The 14,007-nt window shown below is 58.4% G+C and carries 13 protein-coding genes and 1 tRNA gene; 13 read left to right on the top strand and 1 reads right to left on the bottom strand.

Going from position 1 to position 14,007, the window contains the following annotated elements; translation table 11 throughout:
- Nucleotides 1-114 precede the first annotated feature (114 nt).
- From galB to ACZYR5_RS25105, 8 genes are all read left to right on the top strand, one after another.
- On the top strand, nt 115-849 hold the full coding sequence (gene galB / locus ACZYR5_RS25140; protein ID WP_489092105.1) for a 4-oxalmesaconate hydratase: 735 nt from the start codon (nt 115-117) through the stop codon (nt 847-849).
- Nucleotides 846-1,562 carry a 4-carboxy-4-hydroxy-2-oxoadipate aldolase/oxaloacetate decarboxylase gene (locus ACZYR5_RS25135; RefSeq protein ID WP_489092104.1) on the top strand — a complete coding sequence of 239 codons (717 nt, stop codon included), beginning with the start codon at nt 846-848 and terminating at the stop codon, nt 1,560-1,562. The genes galB and ACZYR5_RS25135 overlap by 4 nt, the downstream gene beginning before the upstream one ends.
- Before the next feature lie 5 nt (nt 1,563-1,567).
- Complete coding sequence (locus tag ACZYR5_RS25130) at nt 1,568-2,656, top strand: 4-oxalomesaconate tautomerase (protein WP_489092103.1); 1,089 nt, start codon at nt 1,568-1,570, stop codon at nt 2,654-2,656.
- Nucleotides 2,653-3,582: an NAD(P)-dependent oxidoreductase gene (locus tag ACZYR5_RS25125; protein WP_489092102.1), complete on the top strand. Its 930-nt coding sequence runs from the start codon at nt 2,653-2,655 to the stop codon at nt 3,580-3,582. Before ACZYR5_RS25130 ends, ACZYR5_RS25125 begins: the two co-directional genes overlap by 4 nt.
- 21 nt (nt 3,583-3,603) lie before the next feature.
- Nucleotides 3,604-4,488 carry a LysR family transcriptional regulator gene (locus ACZYR5_RS25120; protein ID WP_489092101.1) on the top strand — a complete coding sequence of 295 codons (885 nt, stop codon included), beginning with the start codon at nt 3,604-3,606 and terminating at the stop codon, nt 4,486-4,488.
- Between the two features lie 113 nt (nt 4,489-4,601).
- On the top strand, nt 4,602-5,465 hold the full coding sequence (locus tag ACZYR5_RS25115) for an amidohydrolase family protein (protein WP_489092100.1): 864 nt from the start codon (nt 4,602-4,604) through the stop codon (nt 5,463-5,465).
- A 62-nt stretch (nt 5,466-5,527) separates the two neighbouring features.
- On the top strand, nt 5,528-6,841 hold the full coding sequence (locus ACZYR5_RS25110) for a dicarboxylate/amino acid:cation symporter (RefSeq protein ID WP_489092099.1): 1,314 nt from the start codon (nt 5,528-5,530) through the stop codon (nt 6,839-6,841).
- 91 nt (nt 6,842-6,932) lie between these two features.
- Nucleotides 6,933-8,162, top strand: coding sequence for an OprD family porin (locus ACZYR5_RS25105; RefSeq protein ID WP_489092098.1), 1,230 nt, complete (start codon nt 6,933-6,935; stop codon nt 8,160-8,162).
- A gap of 160 nt (nt 8,163-8,322) precedes the next feature.
- On the opposite strand, the gene ACZYR5_RS25100 is transcribed toward ACZYR5_RS25105, so the two are convergent.
- A complete protein-coding gene (locus ACZYR5_RS25100; protein WP_489092190.1) occupies nt 8,323-9,504 on the bottom strand; it encodes a LysR family transcriptional regulator in 1,182 nt (393 codons plus the stop codon).
- Between the two features lie 390 nt (nt 9,505-9,894).
- Here ACZYR5_RS25100 and ACZYR5_RS25095 point away from each other — a divergent pair, with 390 nt between their 5' ends.
- The 5 genes from ACZYR5_RS25095 to ACZYR5_RS25075 all read left to right on the top strand — a co-directional run bounded on the left by ACZYR5_RS25095 (nt 9,895) and on the right by ACZYR5_RS25075 (nt 13,979).
- Entirely contained in the window at nt 9,895-11,184 is a 1,290-nt protein-coding gene (locus ACZYR5_RS25095; protein WP_489092097.1) for an NAD(P)/FAD-dependent oxidoreductase, read from the top strand.
- Nucleotides 11,185-11,209: 25 nt separating this feature from the next.
- On the top strand, nt 11,210-11,767 hold the full coding sequence (locus ACZYR5_RS25090) for a helix-turn-helix domain-containing protein (RefSeq protein ID WP_489092096.1): 558 nt from the start codon (nt 11,210-11,212) through the stop codon (nt 11,765-11,767).
- Between the two features lie 23 nt (nt 11,768-11,790).
- A complete protein-coding gene (locus ACZYR5_RS25085) occupies nt 11,791-13,137 on the top strand; it encodes a glutamine synthetase family protein (protein ID WP_489092189.1) in 1,347 nt (448 codons plus the stop codon).
- Nucleotides 13,138-13,359: 222 nt separating this feature from the next.
- Nucleotides 13,360-13,433 (top strand) — tRNA-Cys (locus tag ACZYR5_RS25080).
- A 297-nt stretch (nt 13,434-13,730) separates the two neighbouring features.
- Nucleotides 13,731-13,979, top strand: coding sequence for a type II toxin-antitoxin system prevent-host-death family antitoxin (locus ACZYR5_RS25075; protein ID WP_489092095.1), 249 nt, complete (start codon nt 13,731-13,733; stop codon nt 13,977-13,979).
- The last annotated feature ends 28 nt before the right edge of the window (nt 13,980-14,007 follow it).

The raw sequence follows: 14,007 nt of genomic DNA, 5'->3' as shown, positions 1-14,007 counted from the left end.
GTGGCTACCTGCGATAAGGAAAAAGCATGCCTCGTACAAATGAACGCATTATTCACCAGCAGCTTCAGGTGCGACCGTAGGCTCTACCGAATAGCAACCAGTAGAGCCTTTCATATGAACAATACAAACAAAACCGCACTGGTCGTCAGCGCCCACTCTGCCGATTTCGTCTGGCGCGCAGGTGGCTCCATTGCGCTGCATGCCCAACAGGGGTACGACGTGCACATCGTTTGCCTGTCTTATGGCGAAAGGGGTGAGTCGGCCAAGCTTTGGCGCAAAGGCGAAATGTCTGAAGACAAGGTCAAGACCGCACGCCGCGGCGAGGCCCAAGCGGCAGCGGAAATTCTTGGTGCGAGCGTGGAATTTTTCGACATCGGCGATTATCCGATGCGTGCTGACAAGGAAACGCTGTTTCGTCTGGCCGACGTATTTCGTCGCGTGCAACCGGAGTTTGTCCTCAGTCACTCGATCAAGGATCCCTACAACTACGATCACCCGCTGGCGATGAACCTGACCCAGGAAGCTCGCATCATTGCCCAGGCCGAGGGCTACAAGCCTGGCGAAAAGATTGTCGGTGCTCCTCCGGTGTACAGCTTCGAACCCCACCAGCCCGAGCAATGCGAGTGGCGCCCGGACGTTTTGCTGGACATCACCGACGTCTGGGACAAGAAATACGCGGCCATTCAGTGCATGGCCGGTCAGGAACACCTTTGGGAGTATTACACCCGTGTCGCCCTGCAACGTGGCGTACAGGCCAAGCGCAACGTGGGTATCGCCTCCACTCGTAACATCGTTTATGCGGAAGGCTATCAGAGCATCTTCCCGCGGGTGACGGAGAACCTGGCATGAGCAGCTTGATTGGTAAAACCGGCATTGTGGTGCGCAACATTCTCCGCGCCGACACGGCATTGGTTCAGGACATGGATCGCTTCGGCGTGGCGACCGTACATGAAGCCCAGGGCCGCAAAGGCTTGCTGGACGAGGCCATTCGCCCGATCCAGCGCAATCAGAGTATTAGCGGATCGGCTGTGACCGTGTTGGTCGCGCCGGGCGATAACTGGATGTTTCATGTGGCGGTCGAACAGTGCCAGCCCGACGATATTCTGGTGGTTGCGACATCGTCGCCGTGCACCGATGGCTATTTCGGCGACTTGCTTGCCACCTCATTGATGTCCCGCGGGGTACGTGCCCTGATCATTGACGCCGGGGTACGCGACACCAGAACGTTGCGCGAAATGGGCTTCAAGGTGTGGTCGCGAGCCGTTCATGCCCAGGGCACCGTCAAGGAAACGCTGGGTTCGGTCAACGTACCCGTGATCTGCGCCGGCCAACTGGTCGAGCCCGGCGATGTGGTCGTGGCTGACGACGACGGTGTGGTCATTGTCCGTCGAGAAGAATTGGCAGGCGTCCACGAAACCAGCCGAAAACGTGCACGTATCGAAGAAGAAAAGCGTGTGCGGCTAGCTGCCGGTGAACTGGGCCTGGATATCTACGAAATGCGTCAGAAGCTCGTTGACCGCGGCCTGACCTATTACGACAGCCTCACTGACCTGCAAGGATAACCGCCATGCACCAGACCCGAATTCCGTGTCTCATGATGCGTGGAGGCACCTCCAAGGGCGCTTTCTTCCTGGCCGACGACCTGCCTCCCGCAGGTCCGTTGCGCGACAGAGTGTTGCTGGCCGTCATGGGCTCGCCCGACTCGCGTCAGATAGACGGCATTGGTGGGGCCGATTCGCTGACCAGCAAAGTCGCAATCATCAGTCGCTCGAAACGCCCGGACGCTGATGTCGATTACCTGTTTGCTCAGGTCTCGGTCGATCAGGCGCTAGTTGATTACGGCCAGAACTGCGGGAACATCCTCGCGGGTGTCGGCCCCTTTGCGATCGAGCGCGAGTTGATCAGCGCTGATCAGTCGCTGACTGCCGTGAGGATCTTCATGGTCAATACGGGCCAGATCGCAGTGGCGAACGTTCCGACGCCTGGTGGCATTGTCGAGTACGCCGGTGATACGCGTATCGATGGTGTGCCGGGCACCGGCGCTCCTCTGATTGTCGAGTTCGAGGACATTGCCGGCTCCAGTTGTGGAGCGCTGTTACCCACTGGTAATGCCGTTGATCGGATCGATGGCATCGACGTGACGTGTATCGACAATGGTATGCCCGTGGTTTTGATCAGGGCCGCCGACGCAGGATGCACTGGCTACGAAAGCCCTGAGCAACTGGACGCCAACATTGAACTCAAGGCACTGGTGGAATCGCTCCGTCTGCAAGCGGGCCCGTTGATGAATTTGGGCGACGTTAAGGCGCGGACCGTACCGAAGATGTGCTTGATTGCGCCGCCTCGCGACGCAGGCGCCATTTGCAGCCGCACCTTTATTCCGCATCGTTGCCACGTCTCGATCGGTGTGTTTGGCGCGGTAAGCGTGGCTTCTGCCTGTCAGGTCCCCGGTACTGTCGCAAGCAGCCTGGCCCAGGTGGGAAGTGGAGATCGAGTGCGACTCTCGGTCGAGCACCCAACAGGGGAATTTACTGTCGAGTTACGTTTGCTGGAGGGCCAGTTGGCCGGTTGCGGACTGGTGCGGACGGCCCGACTGTTGTTCGAAGGCAACGTGTTGATTGCCGCGGATATCTGGCAAAAATCGGTGAGAACATGACAACGACTTCTTTGGCATTGATCGGATTCGGTGAGGCCGGCGCGATTTTGGGTCAGGATCTCGCGGCTAAAGGTGTAGCGATCTACGCCTACGATCAACTTCTTGATAGCACTGACAAGCGCGCCACGTTGCTCGAGCGGGCGCACCGGTGTGGTGTTCACCTTTGCGAGAACGCAGCTCAGGCAATTTCGCTGGGCGACTGGGTCATTTCAGCGGTCACGGCGGACAACGCCCTTTACGTCGCACTCAATGCCGCGCCACTGATGCGACATGGCCAACTGTTTATCGACATCAACTCGGTGGCGCCTTCGACGAAGCGCGCTTCAGCCGCCGCCATGCAACTTTATGGTGTCGATTACATCGACGCGGCGGTGATGGCGCCCGTTCCTCCCCAGCGTCTGAAGACTCCCATCCTGTTGGGTGGCCAGCGTGCCGGGCAGGTATGCGAGCGACTGGGCGAACTGGGAATGAACGTGCGAGTAGTGGCTGACGTGATTGGCGTGGCGTCAGCAATCAAAATGTGCCGCAGCATCATGATCAAAGGTCTGGAGGCACTGACCACTGAGTGCCTGAGTACCGCTCGCCAGTATCAGGCCGAGGATGAGGTGCTGGCGTCTTTGCATCAGAGCTTTCCGCAAATGGGTTGGAACGGCGCATTGCCCCATTATTTGATCAGCCGGGTGGCAGAGCACGGTCGGCGTCGCTCGGAAGAAATGAAAGAGGTGGCAAGAACGGCGCGTGATGTGGACGTTATTCCCAGCATGAGTCACGCCATTGTCGACGCCCAACGTGGACTGGTCGATGCCATGCTGGATGCGGATATTGATTACCCGACGCTGGAGCCGTTTGACTGGATAAACCTGATCGACCGCTTGTATGGCAGTCCGGTCGCTCGTGAGTGCGACTGGAAAAAAGCGGTAACATAGGGTTTTCCCAGAGTTGCGCCCATGGATTTGAAACAGCTCGAATGTTTTGTACGGGTGGCCGAGTTTGGCAGTTTCACCAAGGCTGCAGCCGTACTGAATATTTCTCAGTCAGTCGTCAGCCGTCAGGTCAGACACCTCGAAGTCGAACTCCAGGAGCATCTGCTGCTGCGCAATGGTCGAGGGGTCTTGCTGACGGCTTCCGGGCAGCGCTTCTTTGAGCATGGCAAAGGCATCCTGCGACAGGTACAGGTCGCTCGTGAGGATTTGCGCGAGCAGCGCGATACGTTGTCCGGCAAGGTGGTCGTAGGGTTGCCCCCCAGTATTTCCCGATGTCACACCGTGGCGTTGGTGTCTGCCTTTCGTGAACGCTTTCCAGGTTGCATATTGGGTATCAAGGAAGGCCTGACGCACTCAATGCGCGAGTGGTTGTTACTGGGCCGTCTGGATTTTGCGTTGCTCTTCAATCCCGGGCACAACGCACAGTTGCAATACGAGCACATCCATTCAGAGCCGCTGATGCTCATTGGTGGCCAACATTCGGACCTTCCTGCCCAGGTAACGATGAACGATCTGGGGCATTACCCCCTGATTACTCCCAGCGAACCTCACTCCATCCGTCGCCTGATCGAAAGCGAAGCGTCACGGCATGACGTGAGTTTGAATGTCAGTCTGGAGATCGACAGCATTCCGTCGCTGCTCGAATTGATCAACCTCGACATGGGCTACGGCATCCTCTTTCGCTCGGCGCTGTCCAACAGCGACGGAAAGCTCGAGGGCTTGAAAGCGGCGCAGATTGTCGACCCTTCCATCCACACACATTTGTTTGTTGCCACGTTCGAGCAGCGCCCGCTGTCACGCCTGGCAGAGCAGACAATGGCTCTGGTCCGAGAGATTTGCGCGGGTTGAATAGCAAAATGCAAAATCCGCATAGCTGTTAGAGCCTGTATCCGGTTGTTGCATAGCGCAGGGACGCCCACCATCGGGCTATCGATTCGCTAACAATAACTAAAGGACACGAGATGAAAACCTGCCTCGCCCCGGACGCCAATCCAGTCAAACCCAAGCAGCTCCTGCCAGACGGCTCGTGGGATGCTCATTGCCACGTATTTGGCCCTGCGGCTGAATTTCCTTTTGCCGACGATCGCAGTTACACCCCACCCGATGCTGCCTTTGAGACACTGCGCGGGTTGCATGACCATTTGGGATTCACTCGCGGTGTGATCGTCCAGGCCAGCTGCCATGGCACCGATAACCGCGCGATGCTGGACGCCATTGTTCGCAGTGAAGGGCGGTATCGCGGTGTGGCGATTGTTGACGGCAGCGAGAGTGATGAACAGCTCGCCGAGATGGACGCAGGCGGTGTACGCGGCGTGCGTTTCAACTTCGTTGCGCATCTGGGCGGCGCTCCAGACCTGGACGTCTTCGACCGCACCGTTGATCGCCTTGCCGATTTTGAATGGCACGTTGTCTTGCATCTTGATGCCCAGGATATTCTGACCTACGCCGACAGGCTGGCGCGTATTCCCGTGCCTTTCATCATTGATCACATGGGCAGGGTGAAGGCTCAGGAGGGCATCGAGCAGCCAGCCTTCCAGGCGCTGCAGCAGCTGATGGAGAATCCGCTTGCGTGGGTCAAGGTCTGTGGCGCCGAGCGAGTATCCGTGGGCCGACGTCCATTCAATGACGCCGTACCGTTCGCTGAACGATTGATCCAGATCGCTCCTGAGCGCGTCCTGTGGGGCACCGACTGGCCCCATCCGAACATCACCAAGGACATGCCCAACGATGGCGAGTTGGTCGACCTGATGTTCGACTTCTGCACCGACCCACAGTTGCGCCAAAAGCTGTTGGTGGACAATCCGATGAAGCTATACGGCCGCTAAAGCGAAACAGACTCAGAACGTTGCTGCATCTCCAAAAATAAGACTTTCAGTGAGTGAACGCCATGAACCCTAGCCCTGCATCTGCTCAGGCCGACGTGACCATTCCCGTCGTCGTGAAGACCAAGCCGCCGTTCTACCGCGCGATGTATTTCCAAGTCCTCCTCGGGATTCTCGCGGGCGTTGCCGTCGGTCACTTCTGGCCCACTTTTGCGGCGGACCTCAAGCCCTTGGGTGATGCCTTCATCAAGTTGATCAAGATGATCATCGGCCCTGTGGTTTTCTGCACAGTCGTTACCGGTATTGCGGGCATGCGCGACCTGAAAAAGGTCGGGCGCGTGGGGGGGAAGGCGCTGCTCTATTTCGAAGTCATCTCGACCGTTTCGTTGCTCATCGGCCTTATCGGCGGTCACCTGTTCAATCCGGGGGCCGGCTTCAATGTGGACGTGAACACACTGGACGCGTCGGCGGTCACTGGCTTCGCCGAGAAAGCACAGCACATGCACATGGTCGATTTTCTGATGGGGATCATTCCCTCGACATTCGTCCAGGCCTTTGCCGAGGGCAACGTCCTTTGCATATTGCTCGTGTCCGTGCTTTTCGGGTGCTCGTTGTCAGCGATGGGTGAGAAGGGCAGGCCGGTGTACGACATGATCGAAGGCCTATCCGGTGTGTTCTTTCGCATCGTGCACCTCATCGCCAAGCTCTCCGCCGTGGGTGCCTTTGGTGCCATCGCTTTCACGGTAGGTACTTACGGCGTCGGATCACTGCTTCCTCTGATGAAACTGGTAGGCAGCTTCTACGTGCTGTGCGCCTTGTTCGTGATCGTGGTTCTGGGTGGGGTTGCGCGAGTCTGCGGCTTCAGCATTCTGCGCTTCATCGCCTATATCAAAGAGGAGTTGTTGGTCGTACTCGGCACCAGCTCCTCTGAAGTGGTGTTGCCTCAGATCATGGAAAAAATGGAACGACTTGGCTGCTCCAAGCCAGTTGTCGGCCTGGTCATTCCTACGGGCTACTCCTTCAACCTCGACGGGACCAACATCTACCTGACGATGGCGGTGCTCTTTATCGCTCAAGCACTGAACGTCGACCTGTCGCTATCACAGCAGCTCACGTTAGTGGTTGTGGCCATGCTCACCTCTAAAGGCGCCAGCGGCGTGTCAGGTGCAGCTTTCGTCATGTTGACCAGCACGTTGATGGTGGTGCCGCTCGTGCCGGTGGCGGGAATGGTATTGATCCTGGGGATCCACCGTTTCATGGGCACCGGGCTTGCCATGACCAACCTGGTGGGTAACGGCATCGCCGCGTTGGTTGTCTCAGCGTGGGAAAAGGAACTGGATCGCGATCAGCTCGCCAAGGAACTGGGTACCAAGGCGTAAACCTCCCGCTTTATCGAGTATCCCTTCTTTCAAGAGTCCCTGTTCGGTCTTGCACCGAGCAGCGACTCCTTGCGTCAGGAAAATAATAAAAATGAATCGCACCCTACAACTTGCACTTCTCGCACCGATGTTTTTTTCCATCGACTACTCAATGGCGGAAGGGTTTCTTGCCGACAGCAAGGTTCGCCTGGAAGCCCGTAACTTCTATTACAACGGTGATTTTCGCCAAGGCACTGGCGTGTCCAAAAAAGAAGAATGGGCTCAAGGCTTCTTCGTCAACTACGAATCGGGATACACACCGGGGATCATCGGTTTTGGTGCCGATGCAATGATCCTCGCTGGTTTCAAGCTGGACTCGAGTCCGGATCGAGCCGGAAGTGGCCTGCTCCCCAAACGTGCATCCGGTGAGGCCGCTGACGAATATTCAAAAGCGGGCTACGGCGCCAAAATCAAGATATCTCAGACGTCATTGCGTTATGGGATGTCTTTGCCGAAGGTCCCGGTGCTGCAATACAACAACAGCCGTCTGCTGCCTCAGACGTTTCAGGGATGGCAGCTCAACTCCACCGACGTCGATCGCCTGACGATAAACCTGGCTCAATTCGACAAGACAATCACGCCAGACTCAACCGATTTGCAGGACATCAGTCTGGCCGTGAAAGATGGGCGTTATCGCGCCACAGGTGTTGGCGACCATTACCGATTTGGCGGCGGTACCTACAAGCTGACACCCGACCTCAATGCCACGTACTTTTATGGCGAGCTTGATGATGTCTATCGTCAGCAGTTCGCCGGGCTGACACACAGCACACGCCTGGGAGGCGGCACCTTGACGACTGACCTGCGTGCGTTCGCCAGCCGTGATGTTGGCGCAGCGAAAGCGGGGGAGGTGGACAATCGCGCCTATGGCGCTTCCCTTGGTTATGCCGTGGGCAATGGACACAGTGTGATGGCGGCTTATCAGGTCATGGGCGGTAATACCGGGTTCCCTTACATCAATAACCCATACCTGCCCAACTACGTTCAATACCACGACTTTGGCAGCGCGGGCGAACGTAGCTGGCAACTTCGGTATGGATACGATTTCGCAGCCTTGGGTGTTCCCGGCCTGTCCTTTTTTACGGCGTACATCCGTGGAGATGGACTGAAGAAAGTCGGTGCGGACAAGGAGTGGGAACGCGATGTGGACGTGAGTTACGCGTTTCAGGGGGGGCTCAAGGGCGTTTCCGTGCGGTTGAGGAACGCGACCTATCGCAGTGACGACGCCAGAGATATTGATGAGACACGTTTGATTGCAACGTACATGTTCTCTTCTTTTTAAACTGAAAAAGCGCCGTTGGAATTGAATTCAACGGCGCGACCGGCTTTGAAAACAGGCTCTGCGCTCTATTTGGATTGGCACATTGCGCGGGTGCCAATGAAGCCAGGCGGAATGACGCCTGGTCACAGATCGTGGTAGCCGGAAAGCGCTGACGGGGTGTTCACGGTGAGTGGATTCCATCAGCGCGCCTCGTCACTTCACGAACCAGCGTCATCAACGCCTCAGCCGCAGGTGACGGCAGTCCGTTGGTGCGGTAGATCAAACCAATGGGTCGTACCGTATCGTGCAGATCAAGCGAAAGCGCCTTTAATTCGCCACTGGCCATTTCGTATTCCAATTGGTGGGCCGACACGACGGCGAGCATGTCCGAGCGCATGAGCATTCCTCGTATGATCGCCATATCGCCGGTCTCCACGACGGGTTCCGGAGAAGGCTGGCCGATACGTTTGAAATGCGCCTCAAGCAGCAATCTTGCCGGTGTGTCAGCTCGCGGCAAGACCCAACGCGCTCCCTCGAGATCCTCCAGATGCAGGCTCTTTTGCAGGAGGGGGTGGCCGCTTCTCGCAAGGATTACCATTTCTTCTGTCAGCAACTCTTCACCCTGCAGGTCACTGGCGTAATCGTTCGCACGCAGGGCGCCGAATACGAAATCGATATCTCCAGCTCGCAACTCCAGCGCCAACAGGTTGAACGGACTTTCGTTAGTCGCCACCCGGACACCTGGGTGTTTTTCCAGTAACTGGACGATGGCCTCCGGCAGGATTCGCGTGCGCCCCAGCGGTAATGCCCCGACCATCACCACACCCTGAAGCGAGCCCTTGATGGCCGCGACGTCGGCTTCCAGGCGGCGTAAATCATTCAGCGCACGGCGCACGGGGTAGAGGATGTCGTAACTGGCTCGAGTCGGCTGAAGCCCACGCGCTGTGCGCTCGAACAGAGCTTTTGCGGCGCCTTCTTCGAGAATTTTCAGGGATGCACTGATCGCCGGTTGGGTGAGATCGAACGCCTTGGCAACGGTTTGCATGTGGCGTGTTTCGCAAAGTTTGACAAAAATTTCCAGGCGCCGTGTCTGCAGTAGATACAGAGGTTCGTGGGGCGCATGCCCGAGCAACGCAGGAATAGCATCCAGTTCAGCAAGAATGCGCAGCGCACGAGGCAAGATTGCTTTGCCATAAGGTGTCAGCAGCATGCCGTTCGCGTGGCGCTCAAACAGCGGCACATCAAGGCGTTTTTCCAAGTCAAGGATTGATCGAGTGATGACCGATTGTGCGCGCAGTAAAAATGGGCATGCACGAGAGATACTGCCATGTTCGGCTACTCGCACAAAGGCGCGTATTTGCATCAGGGCGGGCAGCGGCAACGCAGTCAACTCTATCCTCCAGGAAGCATGAGCTGCGCGGGCGCAGATTGGGTGGATAAATAAAAAGTATACCACCGGCAACAAGCCACCTAGTCGCAAAAAGGCGCGAGTGGCTGGGCTCGCAGCACCCGTCAGGATGCTTTTTTCGACGCCATATCGCAGATCCGGATGCGCGACAACCTGCGCAGCGGCGTCACCCAGGCCTGTTCGCTACGAGCCGTCAACGTCCGTTCAAAAATCATGAAAAACTGCAAATAATCCTGAAAAACTCCAACCTTGAAAACGCCCTGGCTTTCTTTCTGCGGTTGCTATGGTGAAATTTATCCTGTAGTTTTTCATGAAATTATAAGAACATAATTTCATGGTGCCCGAATGTTCCTACAGTCCTCCCAGCATGTCGCCAGCTACTACGCCCACAGTTGTGCCGATCGTTTGCTGCAGCGCCCGGCGCTGGAGGGCGGGCAGGACACTGAGGTGCTGATTATCGGCGCCGGCTTTAGTGGCCTGCACACCGCGTTGCGCCTGGCCCTGGCGGGCAAGCGCGTGACGGTGCTGGAAGCCAGTCGGGTGGCTTGGGCGGCGTCCGGGCGCAATGGCGGGCAGGCGATTCTCGGTTGGTCGTGCGACATGCCACCACTGGAGGCGGCGCTGGGGTACGAGCGCGCTCGCCGGCTGTGGGACAGCATGCGCTGGGCGGGACAGGAGTTGCGTGAACTGCCGGGGCGCCATGGCTTCGACTGCGACTATCGGCCCGGGCATTTGTGGACCGCGGTGATGCCACGGCGGGTCAGCATTCTTACCGAATGGCAACACGATGCCAGCCACAAGTGGGGCCATGACGGCCTGCAATTCATCCCCCGTGAACAATTGCCGCAATGGGTCGCCAGCGAGCGCTACCAGGCCGGCCTGTTCGACCCTGAAGGCGCGCACCTTAACCCGCTGAAACTGGCCCTGGGCCTGGCCGCCGCCATCGAGCGTGCCGGCGGGCATATCCATGAACAGAGCAAAGCGCTGAATTATCGCGAGGAGGGCGGGCGCTACGTGGTCAGCACCGAGCGCGGACAGATTCGTGCCGACGTGCTGGTGCTGGCCTGCAATGCCTACCTCGACAAACTCCACCCGCAACTGGCCAGCCGCGTATTGCCGGTGGGCACTTACCAGGTCGCCACCGCGCCGCTGGCTCCCGAGCAGGCCGAGGCCTTGCTGCCCGGCAACGTCTGCGTCACCGACAACCAGTTCGTCCTCGACTACTTCCGCCGCACCCCGGACCACCGCCTGCTGTTCGGCGGCGGCTGCACCTACCTCGGCGGCATGCCCAAGGATATAGGCGCCGCCACCCGGCCATTCCTCGAACGAGTGTTCCCGCAACTCAAGGGCGTGCAGCTGGAATACACCTGGGGCGGGCATATTGACCTGACGCTCAAGCGCACCCCGGACATCGGCCGCAGCGGCGATCTGTACTGGCTGCAGGGCTATTCGGGGCACGGCGTGCTGCCGACCCTGGCCGCCGCCCGCGCAGTATCGGCGGCGATCCTCGGCGATGACGATGAACTGGCGCTGTACCAGGAGCTGCGCAACGACAGCTTCCCCGGCGGCAAATACTTCGCGGCGCCGCTGGAAGCCATCGGCAAGGCCTGGTATCGCTTGCGCGACAGCATTTGAGCCCACTTCTTCCGGAATTTTTGCGATGAACAAGCAAGAAGAAATCGCTGCGCTGGCGATCCTCATTCACGACCTGCGCAAGCACAAGAAATACACGCTCAAGGAGCTGGCCGACAAAATCGACCGCTCGGTGGGTTTTCTGTCCCAGGTCGAACGCGGCCTGTCGCGCCCGACCGTGGCCGACCTGACCGCGATCAGCGAAACCCTGGGCGTGCCCACCACCTATTTCTACAGCCTGCCGAAACCCAAGGCGCTGCCGTGGGTCACCCGCCCCGATGAGCGCCGCACCCTGTATTTCGCCAATGGCATCACCGACATCCTCGTTTCGCCGAAGATGCGCTCGAGTTTTTCCATGCTCGAAAGCCGCCTGGAAGCCGGGGCCAACAGTGGCGAGCGGCACCTGACCGACAGCTCGGAGCAGGGCGGCTACGTGCTCGAAGGCGAACTGACCCTGTGGCTGGACGGCGACGACGAACCGGTGACCCTGCTGGCCGGCGACAGCTTTCAGCTCGACAGCCACACCCGCTGCCGCTACGGCAACCTGACCGACCAACTCACGCGCGTGCTGTGGGTCTACACCTGATAACAACAACGGGAACCTTGATGATGGACGCTGTCTGCTCTGATCTGTTGGCCGAAGTACGGGCTTTTCGCCAACGCTACCCCGAGGTGCGTTACGTCGACCTCATCTCCCTGGACATCCCGGGGCACTTTTATGGCAAGCGCTACCCGATCGACATGCTCGAAAAGGTCGCCGCCGGCAGCGCCCTCAAACTGCCGCAGAACTGCGTGTTGCTGGGCGTGCAGGGCGGGCTGTTCAAGATCGGCGACTACTGCTTCCACGACGGCGACCCGGACGCCTTGCGCCGGCTGGTCCCGGGCACCCTCAAGCCGGTGACCTGGGAATCCCAGCCGCTGGGGCAGATGCTGATCACCTCCGACGGCACCGCCAGCCCGATCGAATTCGAACCCCGGGAAGTGCTGGCCCAGGTGCTGCAGCGCCTGCGCGGCAAGGGCATTCACCCAGTGGTGGCCTTTGAACTGGAGTTCTACCTGTTCGACAAGCAACTGCGCGACGGCCTGCCGCAGTTCCCTCGCGATGAACTGACGGGCGACGGCGACGACCAGCCGAACATGCACATCGAGCGCCTGTCGCGGTTCTCCCCGGTGCTCGATGACATGGTCGAGACCGCGCGGCTGCAGGGTATCGACACCACGGTGATCACCGCCGAACTCGGCCCCGGCCAGTTCGAAATCAACTTCGGCCACCTCGACGACGGCCTGCAAGCCGCCGACTGGGCCGCACTGTTCTGCCGCAGCACCCGTGGCGTCGCCCTCAAGCACGGTTACCGCGCCAGCTTCATGGCCAAGCCGTACCTGCAACATCCGGGCAGCGGCATGCACGTGCACGTCAGCCTCTACGACGCCAAAGGCCAGAACCTGCTGGCGGCCAACGAGCAACAGGCGCTGCGCCATGCGGTCGCCGGCTGCCTGGAACTGCTGCCGCACTGCATGCCGATCTTCGCCCCGAACCAGAACGCCTACCGCCGCCTGGGCGGCACGGTCAACGCCGCCACCCGCGCCAGCTGGGGCTTCGAAGACCGCGACGCCTGCGTGCGCATCCCCGAGTCCGACGCGAAAAACCTGCGCATCGAACACCGCCTGGCCGGCGCCGACGCCAACCCGTATCTGGTCCTCGCGGCGATCCTCGTGGGTCTGGAACAAGGCCTGGAAGCCGCCCGCGAACCCATCCCACCCCTCAACGACGACCGCAACAGCGGCATCGACTTCCCCCTCGACATCCTCGAAGCGGTGCGCCAGATGCAACACCAGCCGCGCCTGCGCGAAGGGCTGGGCGCCGAGTTCGTCGACGTCTACTGCGAAAACAAACGCCAGGACCACCAGGCCTTCCTCCAGGAAATCCATGCCCGGGAATACCGCTGGTACCTGTAAAGCACCGGCCCACCCGCAAAGTGGGCCAGTGAATTGAAAACCTTGAGATTTTTTACTTTTCGTCCTTGACAGGACTTCGGAAGCAGTCCAGAATTGCGTCCATTCCTGCTTAGGGAAAGAGAAAAACTCTTTAGAAATCAAAGAGTTGAAACTGGATAGAAATTCAGTTTCCTTCTCAAGTTGTTTGCGTTTGGTGTGGTTGTTAAAGCATCCGACGTTTGAGGCCGAGTAGCAAAATGGTTATGCAGTGGATTGCAAATCCACCTACGCCGGTTCGATTCCGACCTCGGCCTCCACTATTGAAAACCCCGTAGCTCAATGAGTTACGGGGTTTTTTTATGGCTGTGGGAAAGTGAGGTCTGGGTAAGTTCTGGCGGGGCGGCTTCGAAATCGTGAAGAATTTATTGTTAAAGCGATGTGAGTGATGTCAATAATCGGTCTTTATTAGGTCCGAGTATGGTGTTTTATGGCCCCCAGGTGGTCGACATATTGCGGCTATCAATAAAGGAAGCTGTTCGTGCTCCGATCAGAGTCCTCCCGTTACCAAGTGCCTGGTTACACGTCAGGCGCACCCCAGGATGGAGGTTTCACTCATGCGAGTAAAAACGATCAGCTTTTCGAAAAAACACGCATCTGACCTGCCTTTGGATGAGCTGATGGTCGTCACGCAAAACGATGTGCCTGCCTCTGATGTGCAGTCTTACGCTGAACGTAAACGCCGCGATGAAGTAATCGCATTGGTGAAAATGCTCGCTATCGGCTCACGCGAGTACGCCCAAGGTAAGCATTATTCGACTGATGACCTCAAAGCACGTTTGAGCAGGAGATCAGCCCACAAATAAACATGGGGCCATTAGTAAGTTCACAGTG

It is taken from the genome of Pseudomonas sp. F007, assembly GCF_057814275.1.
Note: the sequence above shows the minus strand (reverse complement) of the source record. Positions and strands in the feature narration are given on the sequence as shown.

Coding starts and splice junctions, on each gene's coding strand:
- galB (WP_489092105.1), top strand. CDS start 115: ATGAACAATACAAACAAAACCGCACTGGTCGTCAGCGCCCACTCTGCC.
- ACZYR5_RS25135 (WP_489092104.1), top strand. CDS start 846: ATGAGCAGCTTGATTGGTAAAACCGGCATTGTGGTGCGCAACATTCTC.
- ACZYR5_RS25130 (WP_489092103.1), top strand. CDS start 1,568: ATGCACCAGACCCGAATTCCGTGTCTCATGATGCGTGGAGGCACCTCC.
- ACZYR5_RS25125 (WP_489092102.1), top strand. CDS start 2,653: ATGACAACGACTTCTTTGGCATTGATCGGATTCGGTGAGGCCGGCGCG.
- ACZYR5_RS25120 (WP_489092101.1), top strand. CDS start 3,604: ATGGATTTGAAACAGCTCGAATGTTTTGTACGGGTGGCCGAGTTTGGC.
- ACZYR5_RS25115 (WP_489092100.1), top strand. CDS start 4,602: ATGAAAACCTGCCTCGCCCCGGACGCCAATCCAGTCAAACCCAAGCAG.
- ACZYR5_RS25110 (WP_489092099.1), top strand. CDS start 5,528: ATGAACCCTAGCCCTGCATCTGCTCAGGCCGACGTGACCATTCCCGTC.
- ACZYR5_RS25105 (WP_489092098.1), top strand. CDS start 6,933: ATGAATCGCACCCTACAACTTGCACTTCTCGCACCGATGTTTTTTTCC.
- ACZYR5_RS25100 (WP_489092190.1), bottom strand. CDS start 9,504: ATGCAAATACGCGCCTTTGTGCGAGTAGCCGAACATGGCAGTATCTCT.
- ACZYR5_RS25095 (WP_489092097.1), top strand. CDS start 9,895: ATGTTCCTACAGTCCTCCCAGCATGTCGCCAGCTACTACGCCCACAGT.
- ACZYR5_RS25090 (WP_489092096.1), top strand. CDS start 11,210: ATGAACAAGCAAGAAGAAATCGCTGCGCTGGCGATCCTCATTCACGAC.
- ACZYR5_RS25085 (WP_489092189.1), top strand. CDS start 11,791: ATGGACGCTGTCTGCTCTGATCTGTTGGCCGAAGTACGGGCTTTTCGC.
- ACZYR5_RS25075 (WP_489092095.1), top strand. CDS start 13,731: ATGCGAGTAAAAACGATCAGCTTTTCGAAAAAACACGCATCTGACCTG.